This is a genomic window from Devosia geojensis (genome assembly GCF_000969415.1).
In the GTDB taxonomy this organism is placed as follows: Bacteria; Pseudomonadota; Alphaproteobacteria; order Rhizobiales; family Devosiaceae; genus Devosia; species Devosia geojensis.
Window position 1 is genome coordinate 51,326 of the sequence record NZ_JZEX01000157.1, and the last position, 17,398, is coordinate 68,723.

The window sequence follows — 17,398 nt, forward strand, 5'->3', positions numbered from 1 at the left end:
AGCTGTCACGCAGAATCTGCATGCCCTCCATGCTTGCAACGGATGGACGAGTACGATTTGACTGTGCGACGGCAAAACGCTTGAGTCGGGCCAGTCAGAACGGAGTTTCCATGCGCCTTTCCCGCTATTTTCTGCCCGTGCTGCGCGAGGTGCCGAAAGAAGCCGAGATCGTCTCGCATCGCCTCATGCTGCGCGCCGGAATGATCCGCCAGCAGGCCGCCGGCCTCTATTCCTGGCTGCCGATCGGCTACAAGGTGCTGATGAAGATCCAGCGGATCGTGGAGGAGGAGCAGAACCGTTCCGGCGCCATCCAGCTCCTCATGCCCACCATCCAATCGGCCGACCTCTGGCGCGAAAGCGATCGCTACGACGCCTATGGCAAGGAGATGCTGCGCATCGAGGATCGGCACGAGCGCGAGTTCCTTTACGGGCCCACCAACGAGGAAGTGATCACCGACATCTTCCGGTCCTACGTGAAGTCCTACAAGGACCTGCCGCTCAACCTCTATCACATCCAGTGGAAGTTCCGTGACGAGGTGCGTCCCCGCTTCGGCACGATGCGCGCGCGCGAGTTTCTGATGAAGGACGCCTATTCCTTCGATCTCGACAAGGATGGGGCGGTCAAGGCCTACGAGCGCATGTTCGTTGCGTATCTGCGCACGTTCCACCGCCTCGGGCTGATCGCAATTCCCATGCGCGCCGACACCGGCCCGATCGGTGGCGACCTCAGCCATGAGTTCATCGTGCTCGCCGATACCGGCGAGAGCGCGGTCTTCTGTCATAAGGATCTGCTCGACAAGCCGATTCCGGGTCCCGACACGGACTTCCGCGGCGACCTCAAGCCCATCGTCGACGACTGGACCTCGCTCTATGCGGCGACCGAGGAGATGGTCGACATGGCCGAGTACGAGGCCAGCGTGCCGGAGGAAAAACGCGTTTCGGCGCGCGGCATCGAGGTCGGCCATATTTTCTACTTCGGCACCAAGTATTCCGAACCCATGAACGCAAAGGTCATGGGGCCTGACGGCAAGGAAGTGGCGGTGCATATGGGCTCCTACGGCATCGGGCCGTCGCGGCTTGCCGCCGCGCTCATCGAAGCGCACCACGACGACGCCGGCATCGTCTGGCCGGTGAGCGTTGCGCCGTTCGAGGCGATGCTGATCAACCTCAAGGCGGGCGATGCCGCATGCGATGAGGCCTGCGGCAAGCTTTACAACGAGCTCGCGGCCGCCGGCATCGATGTGCTCTATGACGATCGCGACCAGGGGGCGGGCGCCAAGTTCGCGACGGCCGACCTCATCGGCATCCCATACCAGATCGTGCTGGGGCCGCGCGGCCTTGCCTCGGGTGAGGCGGAGATCAAGCACCGCAAGAGCGGCGAGCGCGAGACGCTGCCGATCGCCCAGGCGGTCGAGCGCCTCAAGTCCCTCATCGAGCCGCAAAGGCGGAACAACGTTTGAACCAGGCTCTACCGCCCGTTCTCGACAAGAACACGCAAGGCACCCGCGCCTTCTCCCGCTTCGAATGGCTGGTGGCAGGTCGGTATCTGCGTGCGCGCCGGTCGGACACGTTCATCTCGGTCATTGCCGGGTTTACGGTGGCAGGTGTTGCCATCGGCGTTGCGGCGCTGATCGTCGTGCTGTCGGTGATGAACGGGTTCCGCGAGGAGCTTCTTTCCAAGATCCTCGGGCTCAACGGGCACTTCACCGCCTTTCCGATCGAACAGCAGTTCACCGATTACCAGGACCTGATCAACCGGATCGAAACAGTCGATGGCGTCACCGCCGCCGTCTATTTCGTCGAAGGGCAGGTGCTGGCTTCGGGGACGACCGAGTCGACCGGCGCGACCGTGCGCGGCATGGATCTCGAGAACATCGAGAAGCTGCCGCTGCTCAGCAACTCGGCGATTCTGGGCGGTTGGGACGGCTGGGACGAGAGCAGGGGGGTGGCCATCGGCTACCGGCTGGCGCAGCGCCTTGGCGTCAGCATCGGCGATCCCGTCACCATCATCAACCCGGACGGGGCGACGACTCCCTTCGGCACGACGCCGCAGATCCGATCCTACCCGGTCAACGTCATCTTCGATCTCGGAATGGTCGAGTTCGACAGCTTCTTCATCTACATGCCGCTCGAGCCAGCACAGGAATATTTCAGGCTCTACGAGGACGTGCTGAAGCCCGGCCTCGGGCCCCTCGATCCGATGGCGAGCGACGAAGAGATCGACGCGGCCTATGACCGGGTCTACCGCGCCACGGCCGCCGAGATCTTCATCGCCAATCCCGACGACGTGATGCGCATGCGCGAGCGCATCCAGAACGCCGTGGGCGATCGGCCGCTGGTGCTGACCGACTGGCAGCAGCGCAACGAGACCTTCTTTTCGGCGCTGCAGGTCGAGCGGGTGGTGATGTTCACCATCCTCTCGCTCATCGTGCTGGTCGCGGCGTTCAACATCATCTCTTCGCTCGTCATGCTGGTGAAGGACAAGGCGGCCGACATCGCGGTGTTGCGCACCATGGGGGCGACGCGCGGCTCGATCATGCGCATCTTCTCGATGACGGGCACGGCCATCGGTGTTGCCGGCACCTTGATCGGGCTCGTGCTCGGGCTCGTCATCGCCGCCAATGCCGAGCCCTTGCGCGCCTTCGTTTCCAATACCCTGGGGGTGGCGATCTTCCCGCCCGAGATCTTCTACCTCTCGCGCCTACCGTCGCGCACCGACCCGACGGAAGTGATCGTCGTCGTCTGCGTGGCGCTGACTCTCAGCTTCCTTGCCACCATTTACCCGGCCTGGCGGGCTGCCCAGTACGATCCCGTCGAGGCGCTGCGTTATGAGTGAACCGCACCTGGTGCTGCGTGGCGTCCACCGTCACTACGGGGAGGGGGACAAGTTCGTGCGCGTGCTGGAAGCGGCGGACCTGACCCTCAACGGCGGCGAGCTCGTCGCCATCGTCGCGCCCTCCGGCGCCGGCAAGTCGACGCTGCTGCATCTTTGCGGCCTGCTCGAAAGCCCGCAATCGGGCGAGATCGAGATCATGGGCATCGAGACCAGCCGTCTCGGCGACCGCGGCCGCACGCAGTTGCGCCGCTCGACCGTCGGCTATGTCTACCAGTTCCATCATCTGCTGCCCGAGTTCTCGGCACTCGAGAACGTCTCCATGCCGCAGATCATCGCCGGCAAGCCGCTGGCGGAAGCGGAGAAGCGCTCGCGGGAACTGCTCGATCTCCTCGGCGTCGGCCCGCGGGCGAGCCACAGGCCGGCCGAGCTTTCGGGCGGCGAGCAGCAGCGCGTCGCCATCGCCCGCGCCGCGGCCAACCATCCGCGGGTGATCCTCGCCGACGAGCCGACCGGCAATCTCGATCCCGCGACGAGCGATCTCGTTTTCGATGCGCTTTTCGGGCTGATCCGCAATGAGGGCGCGGCCGCGCTCATCGCCACGCATAACCACGATCTGGCGCGCCGCGCCGACCGGATCGTAACGTTGCAGGACGGACTGGTGGTCGACCACCAACTCTAGCGCTGGCCGTTCAATTCATTAGCGAAACCTTAGCACCTCGCGCCTAATCCTCCTTTCCTGTTGCGGGGCGGGTTTTTGCGTGAAATCCAAATACTCAAATGTCTTGACGCTGATCTGCGCCGTGCTGGCGTTCCTGCCTATTGCGGCGGTGGACTACCTGCTCGACGGCTACGTGCGCACGCATGAGGAGCGCGTGTTGCAGCAAACGGCGGATGGCATCGCCGGCCAGATCCGCGCTGCCGCCGACGGCGCCGTCGAGTCCCTCCAGCACATCATTGCCGACAGCCCCTCGCTTTGTACGCCCACATTCATCAGCAATGTGCACCGCGAGATCGCGTCCCGCCTGACCCTGAAGCAGGTGCTGGTCGAGAATGCCGACGGCGTGCAGTACTGCGATGCCTTTGGACGCACTGTCAGCTATTCGCCCCTTTCCGAGAGCCTGCCGATTTCCGGTCAGCCGGATCGCCTGCAGGTCGTGCGCATGGAGGGCATGGAGATGCCGGCGCTGCGCCTGGCGCGCCCTTACGGCGACAGCCGGATCGTCTCCGGGTTCGTGCCGCTGCTGGCGCTGCCGCGCGAGGCGCTGGTGCAGGGCATGCCGCCGATGGCGATGGCGCGGGTTTCGCTGACCAACGGAGCTGCGATCCTCACCGTGGGAGCCGCCGAAGCATTCGACCGGCGCTCATCGAGCGCCGATTTCGTCTCGGCCCAGACCTTCGCCGGCACGCTGCCGCTGCGGGTGGAGGTCGCGACGCCCTTTGCCATGGCGCGGGCCCGCTATGCCGATCTCGATTTCAGCCTCACCGTGGTCGCGTGCCTCATGAGCGCCGTCCTGCTGGTGCTGGCGCTCTATTACGTGCGTCGCACGGGTGTGCCCGCCTTCGATCTGGAACGCGCGATCGCGCGTGGGGAGATCAAGCCGTTCTACCAGCCGGTCATCAACCTGCGCACCGGCGAGCTCCTCGGCTGCGAGGTGCTCTGTCGCTGGGAGAAGCGCAACGGCAAGATGGTGCCGCCCGGCGCCTTCATCGAATACGCCGAGGCGACGGGCCTCGCCATCCCCATGACCCTTTCGCTGATGGAGCAGGTGAAGGCCGATCTCGGGCAGCTCGCGCGCGAGATGCCGAACCTCAAGATCTCCATCAACCTGTTTGACGGGCACTTCCAGGACGGCGCGATCGTCGAGGACGTGCAGGCCATATTCGGCGGCTCGCCGATCGCTTTCACCCAGCTCGTGTTCGAGATCACCGAGCGGCGCCCGCTCGGCAACTCCATGCAGACCCACGCCGTGATCTCGGGCCTCCACGCGCTCGGTGCGCGGCTGGCGCTCGACGACACGGGCACGGGGCACTCCAACCTCGCGTATCTCGCCACTCTCGGGGTCGATATCATCAAGATCGACCGGGTGTTCGTCGACATGATCAAGCCGGGCGTGGCGCAGGTGCCGGTGCTCGACGGCCTCATCGCCATGTCTCGCGATCTCGGCACCGAAATCGTCGCCGAGGGCGTCGAGACCGAAGACCAGGCCCTCTACCTGCGCGCCCGCGGCGTCTATCAGGCGCAGGGCTTCCTCTTCGCTCCCGCCCTCAAGGCATCCGCGTTCAAGGAGCTGGCCCAGGCGCTCAACGCCGTGGCGCCGGCCCGCGCGCAGCGCGCGGCATCCTCCATTCGCGCAGCCTGACGGGTCCTGGCGCCACCGCATGCCGGAAGTGGCGGCGAAACCCCTTTCATTCCGATCCGATTGATGGCACCTACGGCGCGGAAGGATCGCAGGAGAACTCCCCGTGCCGTCTGACGCCAACCAGCAGCGCGCCGCGCTGCGCGAAGCCGCATTGCATTTTCACGAGTTTCCCAAGCCCGGCAAACTCGAAATCCAGCCATTGAAACCCCTCGGCAACCAACGGGACTTGGCGCTCGCCTATTCGCCGGGCGTCGCCGCGCCCTGCGAGGAGATCGCCGCCGATCCAGAAGCCGTTACGCGCTATACCTCGCGCGGCAATCTCGTCGCGGTCATCTCCAACGGCACGGCGGTGCTGGGGCTCGGCAACATCGGGGCGCTGGCGAGCAAGCCCGTAATGGAGGGCAAGGCTGTGCTCTTCAAAAAGTTCGCCGGCATCGACGTCTTCGACATCGAGATCGACGAGACGGAGCCGAAGAAGTTCATCAACGCCGTCGCGCCGCTCTGGCCGACGTTCGGCGGCATCAACCTCGAGGATATCAGGGCGCCCGATTGTTTCGAGATCGAGGAAGAACTGCGGGCGCGCATGCCCATCCCCGTTTTCCACGACGACCAGCACGGCACGGCGATCATCGTCGGCGCGGCGGTGCTCAACGGGCTGGAGCTTGCCGGCAAGAAGATCGAGGACGCCAAGATCTGCACCTCGGGGGCAGGGGCCGCCGCCATCGCCTGCCTCAACGTGCTGGTGGCGCTTGGCGCCAGGCATGAGAATATCTGGGTGGCCGACAAGGATGGCCTCGTTACCCACAAGCGCAACGACGTGAACGACAAGTGGCGCGGACAGTTCCGCCGCACCAGCGACGCCACCACGCTGGCCGAGGTGATCGACGGCGCCGACATCTTCCTCGGCCTTTCGGCGGCGGGCGCCCTCAAGCCCGAGATGCTGGCGAGGATGGCGCCGAAGCCCCTGATCCTGGCGCTCGCCAATCCCAATCCGGAAATCATGCCGGAGCTCGCCAAGGAGACGCGGCCGGACGCGATGGTGTGCACCGGGCGCTCGGACTATCCCAACCAGGTCAACAACGTCCTCTGCTTCCCGTTCATCTTCCGCGGCGCGCTCGATGTCGGCGCGACGACGATCAACGAGGAGATGAAGCTCGCGGCGGTGCGGGCCATCGCCAAGCTCGCCCACGAACCGGGGCTCGAGGTTTCGCCCTCGGGCGCGCCGGCGGTCTATGGGCCGGAGCACATCATCCCCAATCCATTCGACCAGCGCCTGATCTTGCGGATCGCGCCGGCGGTCGCCAAGGCGGCGATGGAGACGGGCGTCGCCAAGCGGCCCATCGCCGATTTCGACGCCTACCGCGATGGTCTCAACCGCTTCGTCTTCCGCTCGGGGCTGGTGATGAAGCCCATCATCGACCGAGCGCGCGGGCAGGGCAAACGCGTCGCCTTCGCCGATGGCGAGGACGAGCGCGTGCTGCGGGCAACGCAGGTGCTGCTCGAGGAGCAGATCGCGCGACCGATCCTCATCGGCCGCCCGGCAGTCATCGAATCGCGTATCGAGCGGTTCGGGCTGACCCTGAAACCCGGCAAGGACTTCGAGGTCATCAACCCCGAGGACGATCCGCGCTATCGTGATTACGTGGCGCTCTTCCACTCGCTGGTCGGGCGGGACGGTGTGACGCCGGACACGGCGCGCACCATCGTTCGCACCAACACCACCATCATCGGCGCCCTCGCTGTCAAGCGCGGCGACGCCGATGCGCTGATCTGCGGGCTCACCGGGCGCTACATCAAGCACGTCCGCGATATCCGCTCGGTCATCGGCCTGCAGGCGGGCGTGCGGGACGTCTCGGCGCTCTCGATGCTCATCATGCCGCGGGGGGCATTCTTCTTCGCCGACACCTACGTCAACGTGGACCCGACCGCCGGGGAGATCGTCGCCATAGCGCTGCAGGCGCGTGACCATCTCCAGCGCTTCAACATCGAGGCCAAGGCGGCGCTGCTGAGCTACTCCAATTTCGGGTCGCGGGATGGGGACAGCGCCTGGAAGATGCGCGAGGCTTACCGTCAATTGAAGTCTATCGCCCCCGACCTCATCGTCGAGGGAGAGATGCAGGGGGATCTGGCGCTCAATTCCGAGCTGCGCGAGCGCTACATCCCGGACACCGTCCTCAAGGGTGAAGCCAATCTCCTGATCTTCCCCAATCTCGATGCGGCGAACCTTTCCATGACGCTGCTCAAGGAGATGAACAACGGGCTCTCCATCGGGCCCCTGCTGATGGGCACGCGCGCTCCGGCGCACATCCTGGCGCCGTCGGTGACCAGCCGCGGAATCGTGAACCTTGCGGCCATCGCGGCGACGGAGGCGTTGCAGGAAGGGTAGGGATACCGGCCGGTCGCAGCAAACTCCCGGTCGTTACTGCCCGGCTGGTCCGGGCAATGACGGGCGAGAGAAAAGGCCGTGGGAAACCACCCCTAACGCCCTATTAATCGCTCCCCGCTAATGTCGATCCGTCGACTCAACGGTTCCGCCCAATGCCCACCCGCCTCAAACGCCCGCCCTTCTGGCGCCACCTTGCGGTGACGGCTGCCCTATTCGGGTTCCTGGGGTATCTCGGCTATTCTGCTCTCAACGGACAGTTCGGCATCGAGAGCCGCGAGGATATCCTGGCCGACATCGGTGCATTGAAGGCGCGTTCGGGGGCGTTGCAGGCGCAGATCGATTCCTATCGCCATCGCGCGACGTTGTTCGATGCGCGCAAGCTCGATCCGGATATCCTCGATGAGCGGGCGCGGGCGCTCCTCAACATGGCGCATGCGGATGACATCATCGTCATGGTCGACAAGCAGAGCGGTGAACCTGTATCCGGTTCATTTTCTGAGTTAGCTGAAAACCAGTTAAACTCGATTATCTCTGATACTTCAGATATTTAATTAGTTTCCGCTGGGCTGCGGAGCCGTTGCCGCAGGGCTGCGGGTTGCGCTATTATGGCGTTCTATGCCCAACTCGGGCGAGCGACGATCCCAATCCCTCATGCGGAGCGTGACAATGGCGCGTAAAGCGGTGGCCAGCAAGGCCAAGGCGCAATCCAACCTTCCTGAACTGACCAAGGACCAGGAGCTCGAGGCCTACCGCGATATGCTGCTGATCCGCCGCTTCGAGGAGAAGGCGGGCCAGATGTACGGCATGGGCCTGATCGGCGGCTTCTGCCACCTCTATATCGGGCAGGAGGCTGTCGTCACGGGCGTGACCATGGCCAGCCGCAAGGGCGAAGACGCCCAGATCACCGGCTATCGCGACCACGGGCACATGCTCGTCATGGGGCTCGACCCCAAGGGCGTGATGGCCGAGCTCACCGGACGCCAAGGCGGCCTTTCCAAGGGCAAAGGCGGCTCGATGCACATGTTCTCCAACGAGCACCGCTTCTACGGCGGCAACGGCATCGTCGGCGCCCAGGCCTCGCTCGGCACTGGGCTCGCCTTCGCCGCCAAGTACCGCGGCGAGGACACGGTCAGCCTCACCTATTTCGGCGACGGCGCGGCCAATCAGGGCCAAGTCTACGAGAGCTTCAACATGGCCAAGCTATGGAAGCTGCCGGTCGTGTTCATCATCGAGAACAACAAATACGCCATGGGCACCTCGCTCGAGCGTTCCGCGGCGACGACGGACCTTTCCAAGCGCGGCCTCTCCTTCGACATTCCCGGCGAGCAGGTCGACGGCATGGACGTGCGCATGACCTACGATGCGGCCCGGCGCGCCATCGAGCATGCGCGATCGGGCAAGGGCCCGTATATCCTCGAGATGCTGACCTACCGCTATCGCGGCCACTCCATGTCCGATCCGGCCAAGTACCGCACCAAGGAAGAGGTGAGCCAATACCGGCAGGAGCGCGATCCGATCGAGCACAGCAAGGCCCGCATCCTGGACCTCAAGTACGCCACCGAAGAGGACCTGAAGACCATCGAAACCGAGGTGCGCGCCATCGTCACCGAGGCTGCGGATTTCGCCACCAACGATCCGGAGCCCGATGCCTCGGAACTGTGGACCGACATCACCATTCCCGCATAACGCGTCATCAAACCTGAACTGCGGGCGCGCTAGCCTGTCGCTGCTCCGCCGAACGATCTATAGCGTCTTTGGAGACTGCTGATGCCCAACATCCTCATGCCTGCCCTGTCTCCCACCATGGAGGAGGGCAAGCTCGCCAAGTGGCTGGTCAAGGAAGGCGACACCGTCAATCCGGGCGATGTGCTGGCCGAGATCGAGACCGACAAGGCGACGATGGAAGTGGAATCGGTCGATAGCGGCGTGGTCAAGCAGCTTCTGGTGGCCGAGGGCACGGAGGGCGTGAAGGTCAATACGCCGATCGCCCTGGTGCTGGCCGAAGGCGAGGAAGCGCCCGCTGGCGGACCCAGTCCGGCCGAGACCGCGCCTGAACCTGCCGAGGCGCCGGCGGTCCCGGCCGAGAAGGCCGCTGAAGCTGCGCCCAGCGCCGCTGCCGCTCCCGCTGCTCCCAAGTTTGAAGCGGCGGCCGATCCCGACCTGCCGGAAGGCGTCGAGATGGTCGAAATGACCGTTCGCCAGGCGCTCAACGAAGCCATGGCCGAGGAGATGCGCCGCGACAAGGACGTCTTCGTCATGGGCGAGGAGGTGGCCGAATACCAGGGCGCCTACAAGGTCACCCAGGGTCTGCTGCAGGAGTTCGGCAAGGAGCGTGTCATCGACACGCCGATCACCGAGCACGGCTTCGCGGGTCTTGCCACCGGCGCCGCGTTCGCGGGCCTCAAACCCATCGTCGAGTTCATGACCTGGAACTTCGCCATGCAGGCGATCGACCAGATCATCAACTCGGCCGCCAAGCAGCTCTACATGTCCGGCGGGCAGGTGACGGCGCCGATGGTCTTCCGCGGCCCGAACGGCGCGGCTGCGCGTGTCGCCGCCCAGCACAGCCAGGACTATTCGGCCTGGTACAGCCACATCCCGGGCCTCACCGTCATTGCGCCCTACAGCGCCGCCGACGCCAAGGGGCTCCTCAAGGCCGCGATCCGGTCGCCCAACCCCGTTGTGTTCCTCGAGAACGAAATCCTCTACGGCTCGACCAGCGAGGTGCCCAAGGTCGACGACTACGTGCTGCCGATCGGCAAGGCGCGGGTCGCGCGCAAGGGCAACGACGTCACCATCGTCTCCTTCTCCATGGGCATGCGCTACGCGACGCAGGCGACCGAGAAGCTGGTCGCGGCCGGCGTCGACGTGGAACTCATCGACCTGCGCACGCTCCGTCCGCTCGACATCGACACCGTCGTCGAGTCGGTCAAGAAAACCGGGCGGTGCGTGACGGTGGAAGAGGGCTGGCCGCAGGGCGGCATCGGTGCCGAGATCGCTTCGCGCCTCATGGAGCACGCCTTCGATTATCTCGATGCGCCCGTGACCCGCGTCACCGGCAAGGACGTGCCCATGCCTTATGCCGCCAATCTCGAAAAGCTGGCGCTGCCCAGCGTCGACGAAGTCATCGCGGCGGTGAACGCCGTCACCTACCGCTCGTAAGGGGGTCTTCATGCCGATCGATATCACCATGCCGGCGCTTTCCCCGACGATGGAGGAGGGCAAGCTTGCCAAGTGGCACGTCAAGGAAGGCGACAGCGTTTCCTCGGGCGACGTGATCGCCGAAATCGAGACCGACAAGGCGACGATGGAAGTCGAGGCGGTCGACGAGGGTAAGATCGGCAAGATCATGGTCGCCGAGGGCACGGAAGGTGTGAAGGTCAACGCCGTCATCGCCGTGCTGCTGCAGGAAGGCGAGAGCGAGGCGGATATTTCGGCGAAGGCCGAAGCGAAGGCCCCCTCACCCCAGCCCTCTCCCCCGAAGGGAGAGGGGGCGCCGGCCGCAGCGCCCGCGAGCCCCACCACCTCTCCCTCGGGTGGAGAGGTCGCCGCGCAAGCGGCGGGTGAGGGGGCCTCCACTGCTCCCAAAGTGGCGGCAGCGCCCACCACCCGCGAAGGCGGGCGCGTGTTCGCGTCGCCGCTCGCTCGCCGCCTCGCCAAGGAAGCCGGCATCGATATCGCGACCGTCGCCGGATCGGGTCCGAAGGGCCGGGTGGTCAAGGCCGATGTCGAGAAGGCCAGGTCCGGGGCTGCGCCTGCCAAGGCTGCGCCCGCCGGTGCTCCGGCGGCTGCCGGCGCGATGCCGGGAGGTATGACCAAGCAGCAGGTTCTGGCGCTCTACGAGGAAGGCTCCTACGAGATCGTCCCCAACGACGGCATGCGCAAGGTCGTCGCCGCGCGTTTGACCGAGAGCAAGCAGACCGTTCCGCACTTCTACCTGACGCTCGACTGCAAGATCGATGCGCTGATGGACGCTCGCGAGCAGATCAACAACCAGGCGCCGAAGTCTAAAGACGGCAAGCCCGAGTACAAGCTCTCGGTCAACGATTTCATCATGAAGGCGTGGGCCGTGGCGCTGCAGCGCGTGCCCGCCGCCAACGCCACCTGGGCGGGCGACTCGATCCTCTACCACAAGCGCTCGGACGTCGCGGTCGCCGTCGCGGTACCCGGCGGGCTCTTCACGCCCGTCGTCAAGTCCTGCGATACCAAGACGCTGCGGCAGATCTCGGAGGAGGTCAAAGACCTCGCCGGCCGCGCGCGCAACAAGAAGCTGGCGCCGCACGAATACCAGGGCGGCTCGACCTCGGTCTCCAACCTCGGCATGTACGGCATCAAGCACTTCGGCGCGGTCATCAACCCGCCGCACGGTACGATCCTGGCGGTCGGGGCCGGCGAGGAGCGGGTCTATGCCGAGAAGGGCGAGGTCAAGATCGGCCAGTTCATGACCGTCACGCTCTCCTGCGACCACCGCTCTGTGGACGGCGCACTCGGCGCGGAAGTGCTGGGCGTCTTCAAGACGCTGATCGAAAACCCGGTGATGATGCTGGCCTAAGGGGGCAGGGCGATGAAAACCATCCTCGCTTACGGCGACAGCCTCACCTACGGCGCGAGCCCGATCAAAGGTGGTCCGCGGCATGACTATGAGGACCGCTGGCCGAGCGTGCTCGAGGCAGGGCTTGGCGGCAAGGCGCGGGTGATCCCCGAAGGGCTCGGCGGGCGCACCACGGCGTTCGACGATCACCTTGCCAATGTAGACCGGAACGGCGCGCGCATCCTGCCGACGCTGCTGGCCAGCCATTCGCCGCTCGATCTCGTCATCATCATGCTCGGCACCAACGACCTGAAGCCCGCCATCCATGGCAGCGCGCAGACGGCCTCGCACGGCATGCGCCGGCTGATGCAGGTCATCCGCGGGCACTTCGTCGAGCCGGGGCAGACGGTGCCGCAGATCCTGCTCGTCGCGCCGCCGCTGATCGGCGAGACCGACAATGCCGACATGCTGATGCATTTCGGCGGCGAGGGCGCCATCGCGCAGTCGCGCGAGTTCGCCCGCCATTACAAAATGCGCGCCGAGGAATACGGCGCCGCCTTCTTCGATGCCTCGACCGTCGCGGTGCCTGATCCCGCCGATGGCGTCCATCTCGATGCGGCCAACACCCGCGCGATCGGCGAAGGGCTGGTACCCCTCGTCAAATCCCTGCTCGGCCTCTGAGCAGCAGAACGACCAAAGCAAGACTGGAGAAGCGCCCATGGCTGACCAATACGATCTCATCGTCATCGGCGCGGGTCCGGGCGGGTATATCGCCGCCATCCGCGGCGCGCAGCTCGGTATGAAGGTCGCCATCGTCGAGCGCGAGCACATGGCGGGCATCTGCTCGAACTGGGGCTGCATCCCGACCAAGGCGCTGCTGCGTTCGGCCGAGATCTACGGCCACATGACCCATGCCAAGGACTATGGGCTTTCCGCTGATACCTTCGGCTTCGACATTCCGGGCATCGTCAAGCGTTCGCGCGCCATTGCCGCGCAGATGAACAATGGCGTGCAGTTCCTGATGAAGAAGAACAAGGTCGACATCATCTGGGGCGAGGCGGAAATCACAAAACCCGGAGAGATCAAGGTCGCGCCGACCAAGAAGAAGATCGTCGAGCCGCAGGGGCCGGTGCCCAAGAATGCGCTGGGTGAAGGCACCTACAAGGCCAAGAACATCATCATCGCCACCGGCGCGCGCCCGCGCGTGCTGCCGGGCATCGAGCCGGATGGGGACAAGATCTGGACCTATTTCGAGGCGATGAAGCCCGAGACGATGCCGAAATCCGTTGTCGTCATGGGCTCGGGCGCGATCGGGGTCGAGTTCGCCTCGTTCTACCGCTCGCTCGGCGCCGAGGTCACCATCATCGAGCTCCTGCCGCAGATCATGCCGGTCGAGGACGCCGAGATCGCCGGGCTTGCGCGCAAGCGCTTCGAAAAGCGCGGCATCAAGATACTCACCGATGCCAAGGTCACCAAGGTCGACAAGACCAAGGACGGCGTCACCGCCCATGTGGAACTCAAGGATGGCAAGACCGAGCAGATCTCGGGCGAGAAGCTGATCTCGGCCGTCGGCGTCCAGTGCAACATCGAGGGGCTGGGGCTGGAGAAGGTCGGCGTCAAGACCGAGCGCGGCGCCATCGTCATCGATGCCTATGGCAAGACCAATGTCGAGGGCATCTGGGCCATCGGCGACGTCGCCGGCCCGCCGATGCTGGCGCATAAGGCCGAGCACGAGGCAGTCGTCACCGTCGAGAAGATCGCCGGCCTCAAGGTGCACGGGCTCGACAAGACCAAGGTGCCCGGCTGCACCTATTGCGAGCCGCAGGTGGCCAGCGTCGGGCTGACCGAAGCCAAGGCCAAGGAATCGGGCCGGGAGATCAAGGTCGGCCGCTTTCCATTCGTCGGCAACGGCAAGGCCATTGCGCTGGGCGAACCGGACGGCCTCGTCAAGACGATCTTCGATGCGAAAACCGGGGAACTCCTCGGCGCGCACATGATTGGGGCGGAAGTCACCGAGCTCATCCAGGGGTTCGTGGTCGCCATGAACCTCGAGACGACCGAGGAAGAGCTCATCCACACCATCTTCCCGCATCCGACTCTGTCGGAGACGATGAAGGAAAGCGTTCTCGACGCCTATGGGCGGGCGCTGAACATCTGACGAGCGGCGGGAGCGCGCAGGGGGGCTCCGCACTTCGGCCGGAACAAGAAACGAAAGGCTGGTCCCCTTATGGTCAAGGCAATTCAGGTCGGGCTTGGCGCCTGGGGCTTCTCCTGGAGCCAGGACGTCATTCCCAAGGTGCCGGGCATCGAGATGGTCGGCTACGTCGATGCCAATCCGGCGGCCACCGAGCGGGTGCAAACCGAACTGAAGGTCGATCCCAAGCTCTGCTTCCAGAGCCTGGCCGAGGCCGGGAAGGCCGTAGAAGCCGACCTGGTCATCGCGACGCTGCGCACCGAAGCCCACTATCCGGTGGTCAAGGAAGCGCTGCAGCTCGGCTTCAACGTCATTGTCGAGAAACCATTCGCCTCGACCATGGCGCAGGCCAAGGAGCTGGTGGACCTCGCCGAGGCGCAGAGCCGGGTACTGATGGTCAGCCAGAACTACCGCTTCCAGCCGGCGCCAATCGCCGTCGCCGAGTTCATGGCGGCACGCAAGTTCGGGCCGATCAACCAGGTTTCCGTCGACTTCCGCCGGCACGCCCCGACGCAGGGCTACCGCTACTGGGACATGCCCGACCCGCTGCTCGCGGACATGTCGATCCACCATTTCGACCTGATGCGCATGGTGCTCAACGTCGATCCCGTGCGGGTCGCCTGCCGCACCTGGAATCCGGAAGGCAGTCCCTTCGCCCACCATCCGACCGGCGCCGCGCTCATCGAGTTCGACAGCGGCATCGTCGTCAGCTACCGCGCGTCCTGGGTCTCCACGGGCTCCTATACGCCCTGGGCCGGCGAGTGGACCATCGACTGCTCGGAAGGCGAGATCTGGTGGACCTCGCGCGACCATTTCATGGGCAAGCAAAAGCCCGACGTCGTCGAATTGCGGCCGATGGACGGCAAGGCCGAGAAGGTCAAGCTCGCACCGATCGAGTTCGCCGACCGGCTCGGCACCCTCGCGACCATCGCCAAGGTGGTGGAGACGGGCTCGTTGCCGCCGCGCTTCAGTTCGGGCAAGGATAACCTCCTCAGCCTCGCTCTCGTCCAGGCGACCATCGCCTCGGCCAACCGGCAGGGCGAGTGGGTCGACATCGCCGAGGTGATCAAATGAGCGTTGGCATGACGGAACTGCTGATCTTCCTCGGCATCGGGCTCGTTGCAGGGTGGATCGCCGGATTGCTGCTGGGCGGCGGAGGATTGATCCGCAACCTCATCGTCGGGGTGATCGGAGCGTTCGTCGGCGGCTGGCTGCTGTCGGTCCTGGGCGTCAGCCTGCCGATCGGCAACGCTCTTCTCAGCCAGATCGTCACCGCCACCATCGGCGCCATCGTGGTGCTCGCGCTCGCCCGGATCATCGCCGGCTAGATTCGGCTTGAACCGGCCGAGCGCCAGGACGATATGTCGGGCAGCAGAATTTTTTGGGCGAATATCATGGCCTTGCCGCAGCGCAGTGACTCTGGAGGGGGATTTACGATGGGCAACGACAACACCCGCGCTATTCTGGTTTTTCTCGCCATCGGCCTCGTCGCCGGTTTTCTCGCCAGCCTCGTGGTTGGGGGCGGCGGACTGATCACCTATCTCGTGAGCGGCATCATCGGTTCGTTCGTCGGCGGATACCTCTTTTCCGCCCTCAACATCAATCTCGGCATCCGCAACGACTTTGTGCGCCAGATCATCACCTCGACGGTCGGCGCCATCATCGTCGTCATCATCGCAAGGCTGATAGCTTAAGGCAGGACATCATCTTGGTCACGCTTATCGACACCCGGCCACGCCACCCGGAAAAGGCAAATCGCCCGGACGCTCCGGTGCTGCGCAAGCCGGACTGGATCCGCGTCAAGGCGCCAGGCTCCCCGGTCTACAAGGAAACGCAGAAGATCGTGCGCGAGAACAATCTCGTCACGGTCTGCGAGGAAGCCGGTTGCCCCAATATCGGCGAGTGCTGGTCCAAGAAGCACGCCACCATGATGATCATGGGCGAGATCTGCACGCGCGCCTGCGCCTTCTGCAACGTACGCACGGGCCTGCCCGGGCCGCTCGACCCCAATGAGCCGGAGAACGTCGCCAAGGCCGTCGAGAAGCTCGGCCTCGAGCACGTCGTCATCACCTCGGTCGACCGCGACGACCTCGCCGATGGCGGCGCGCAGCACTTCGCCGACGTGATCCTCGCCATCCGCGCGCGAAACCCGAAGACCACCATCGAGATCCTGACGCCCGATTTCCTGCGCAAGGACGGGGCGCTGGAGATCGTCGTCGCCGCCAAGCCCGACGTTTTCAACCACAACCTGGAGACGGTGCCTTCCAAGTACCTGAAGGTCCGGCCGGGCGCGCGCTACTTCCACTCGATCCGCCTGCTGCAGCGGGTCAAGGAGCTCGATCCCACCATGTTCACCAAGTCGGGGATCATGGTCGGTCTCGGCGAGGAGCGCAACGAAGTGCTCCAGCTCATGGATGACCTCAGGAGCGCCGAGGTCGATTTCCTCACCATCGGCCAGTACCTGGCGCCGAGCCGCAAGCACCATCCGGTGATGGAGTTCGTCACGCCCGAGCAGTTCAAGTCCTATGCGACGGTGGCCAAGACCAAGGGCTTCCTGCTGGTGTCGTCGAGCCCGCTGACCCGCTCCTCGCACCACGCCGGCGAGGATTTCGCCGAGCTGCGCGCTGCGCGCCTCGCCAAGCTCGGGATGTGATGAAGCGATATTTCGAACATCACGTGCCGCACCTGCCGGACCGCATGTTCGCGCTGGTGGCGGACCTCGAGGCGTACCCCCGTTTCATCCCCAATTGCAAGGCGATGTCGGTTCGGGGCGAAAACGGCTCGCCGAACGTGCGCTATGCCAAGATGACGCTGAGCTTCGGGCCGGTAACGCAAGCCTATACCAGCAAGGTCACGCTCGATCCCGCCGCCCGCACCATCAGCGCCAAGGCGACGGATGGCCCGTTCGCCTATCTCGACAGCGTCTGGAGCTTCGAGCCGGAAGGCATGGGCACGCGCATCCGCTTCGAGATCGACTTCAAGATCTCCAATCCGCTGATCGCGGCCGTGGCCGAGCCGGCGTTCGCCGCCAAGCAGCAGGAAATCCTCGATGCCTTCGTCGAGGAAGCGGACCGGCGCTACGGGGACTAAA

At 64.9% G+C, this 17,398-nt stretch carries 16 protein-coding genes; all 16 read left to right on the plus strand.

From position 1 onward, the window contains the following. The first annotated feature begins 110 nt into the window (after positions 1-110). On the plus strand, positions 111-1,460 hold the full coding sequence (gene proS / locus VE25_RS18420) for a proline--tRNA ligase (RefSeq protein WP_046110125.1): 1,350 nt from the start codon (positions 111-113) through the stop codon (positions 1,458-1,460). Continuing rightward, the gene (locus tag VE25_RS18425; RefSeq protein WP_046110126.1) at positions 1,457-2,836 is read left to right on the plus strand and encodes an ABC transporter permease; all 1,380 of its coding nucleotides are present in this window, start codon (positions 1,457-1,459) and stop codon (positions 2,834-2,836) included. The genes proS and VE25_RS18425 overlap by 4 nt, the downstream gene beginning before the upstream one ends. Next, entirely contained in the window at positions 2,829-3,515 is a 687-nt protein-coding gene (locus VE25_RS18430; protein ID WP_046110127.1) for an ABC transporter ATP-binding protein, read from the plus strand. The genes VE25_RS18425 and VE25_RS18430 overlap by 8 nt, the downstream gene beginning before the upstream one ends. A gap of 79 nt (positions 3,516-3,594) precedes the next feature. After that, a complete protein-coding gene (locus VE25_RS18435) occupies positions 3,595-5,196 on the plus strand; it encodes an EAL domain-containing protein (protein ID WP_152664675.1) in 1,602 nt (533 codons plus the stop codon). 103 nt (positions 5,197-5,299) lie between these two features. After that, complete coding sequence (locus VE25_RS18440) at positions 5,300-7,582, plus strand: NADP-dependent malic enzyme (RefSeq protein ID WP_046110129.1); 2,283 nt, start codon at positions 5,300-5,302, stop codon at positions 7,580-7,582. 152 nt (positions 7,583-7,734) lie between these two features. Beyond that, positions 7,735-8,133, plus strand: coding sequence for an FtsB family cell division protein (locus VE25_RS18445; protein WP_052732080.1), 399 nt, complete (start codon positions 7,735-7,737; stop codon positions 8,131-8,133). A 115-nt stretch (positions 8,134-8,248) separates the two neighbouring features. Beyond that, positions 8,249-9,268 carry a pyruvate dehydrogenase (acetyl-transferring) E1 component subunit alpha gene (gene pdhA / locus VE25_RS18450; RefSeq protein WP_244466978.1) on the plus strand — a complete coding sequence of 340 codons (1,020 nt, stop codon included), beginning with the start codon at positions 8,249-8,251 and terminating at the stop codon, positions 9,266-9,268. 81 nt (positions 9,269-9,349) lie between these two features. Then, positions 9,350-10,744 (plus strand): pyruvate dehydrogenase complex E1 component subunit beta, encoded by a 1,395-nt coding sequence (locus tag VE25_RS18455; RefSeq protein ID WP_046110131.1) that lies wholly within the window; start codon positions 9,350-9,352, stop codon positions 10,742-10,744. Positions 10,745-10,754: 10 nt separating this feature from the next. Beyond that, positions 10,755-12,134: a pyruvate dehydrogenase complex dihydrolipoamide acetyltransferase gene (locus VE25_RS18460; protein WP_046110132.1), complete on the plus strand. Its 1,380-nt coding sequence runs from the start codon at positions 10,755-10,757 to the stop codon at positions 12,132-12,134. Between the two features lie 12 nt (positions 12,135-12,146). Next, complete coding sequence (locus tag VE25_RS18465) at positions 12,147-12,794, plus strand: SGNH/GDSL hydrolase family protein (RefSeq protein ID WP_046110133.1); 648 nt, start codon at positions 12,147-12,149, stop codon at positions 12,792-12,794. 37 nt (positions 12,795-12,831) lie between these two features. Further along, positions 12,832-14,271, plus strand: a complete 1,440-nt coding sequence (gene lpdA / locus VE25_RS18470; RefSeq protein WP_046110134.1) for a dihydrolipoyl dehydrogenase — start codon at positions 12,832-12,834, stop codon at positions 14,269-14,271. A 69-nt stretch (positions 14,272-14,340) separates the two neighbouring features. After that, positions 14,341-15,381, plus strand: coding sequence for a Gfo/Idh/MocA family protein (locus tag VE25_RS18475; RefSeq protein WP_046110135.1), 1,041 nt, complete (start codon positions 14,341-14,343; stop codon positions 15,379-15,381). Continuing rightward, on the plus strand, positions 15,378-15,635 hold the full coding sequence (locus VE25_RS18480; RefSeq protein ID WP_046110136.1) for a GlsB/YeaQ/YmgE family stress response membrane protein: 258 nt from the start codon (positions 15,378-15,380) through the stop codon (positions 15,633-15,635). Before VE25_RS18475 ends, VE25_RS18480 begins: the two co-directional genes overlap by 4 nt. Before the next feature lie 108 nt (positions 15,636-15,743). Then, on the plus strand, positions 15,744-16,001 hold the full coding sequence (locus tag VE25_RS18485; RefSeq protein WP_046110137.1) for a GlsB/YeaQ/YmgE family stress response membrane protein: 258 nt from the start codon (positions 15,744-15,746) through the stop codon (positions 15,999-16,001). 14 nt (positions 16,002-16,015) lie between these two features. Further along, entirely contained in the window at positions 16,016-16,960 is a 945-nt protein-coding gene (lipA, locus tag VE25_RS18490) for a lipoyl synthase (protein ID WP_046110138.1), read from the plus strand. Next, complete coding sequence (locus VE25_RS18495; protein ID WP_046110139.1) at positions 16,960-17,397, plus strand: type II toxin-antitoxin system RatA family toxin; 438 nt, start codon at positions 16,960-16,962, stop codon at positions 17,395-17,397. Before lipA ends, VE25_RS18495 begins: the two co-directional genes overlap by 1 nt. Position 17,398: the final 1 nt, after the last annotated feature.

Bases quoted from the DNA above. Each gene is read 5' to 3' on its own strand.
- proS (WP_046110125.1), top strand. From the start codon at position 111: ATGCGCCTTTCCCGCTATTTTCTGCCCGTGCTGCGCGAGGTGCCGAAA.
- VE25_RS18430 (WP_046110127.1), top strand. From the start codon at position 2,829: ATGAGTGAACCGCACCTGGTGCTGCGTGGCGTCCACCGTCACTACGGG.
- VE25_RS18445 (WP_052732080.1), top strand. From the start codon at position 7,735: ATGCCCACCCGCCTCAAACGCCCGCCCTTCTGGCGCCACCTTGCGGTG.
- pdhA (WP_244466978.1), top strand. From the start codon at position 8,249: ATGGCGCGTAAAGCGGTGGCCAGCAAGGCCAAGGCGCAATCCAACCTT.
- VE25_RS18455 (WP_046110131.1), top strand. From the start codon at position 9,350: ATGCCCAACATCCTCATGCCTGCCCTGTCTCCCACCATGGAGGAGGGC.
- VE25_RS18460 (WP_046110132.1), top strand. From the start codon at position 10,755: ATGCCGATCGATATCACCATGCCGGCGCTTTCCCCGACGATGGAGGAG.
- VE25_RS18465 (WP_046110133.1), top strand. From the start codon at position 12,147: ATGAAAACCATCCTCGCTTACGGCGACAGCCTCACCTACGGCGCGAGC.
- lpdA (WP_046110134.1), top strand. From the start codon at position 12,832: ATGGCTGACCAATACGATCTCATCGTCATCGGCGCGGGTCCGGGCGGG.
- VE25_RS18475 (WP_046110135.1), top strand. From the start codon at position 14,341: ATGGTCAAGGCAATTCAGGTCGGGCTTGGCGCCTGGGGCTTCTCCTGG.
- VE25_RS18480 (WP_046110136.1), top strand. From the start codon at position 15,378: ATGAGCGTTGGCATGACGGAACTGCTGATCTTCCTCGGCATCGGGCTC.
- VE25_RS18485 (WP_046110137.1), top strand. From the start codon at position 15,744: ATGGGCAACGACAACACCCGCGCTATTCTGGTTTTTCTCGCCATCGGC.
- VE25_RS18495 (WP_046110139.1), top strand. From the start codon at position 16,960: ATGAAGCGATATTTCGAACATCACGTGCCGCACCTGCCGGACCGCATG.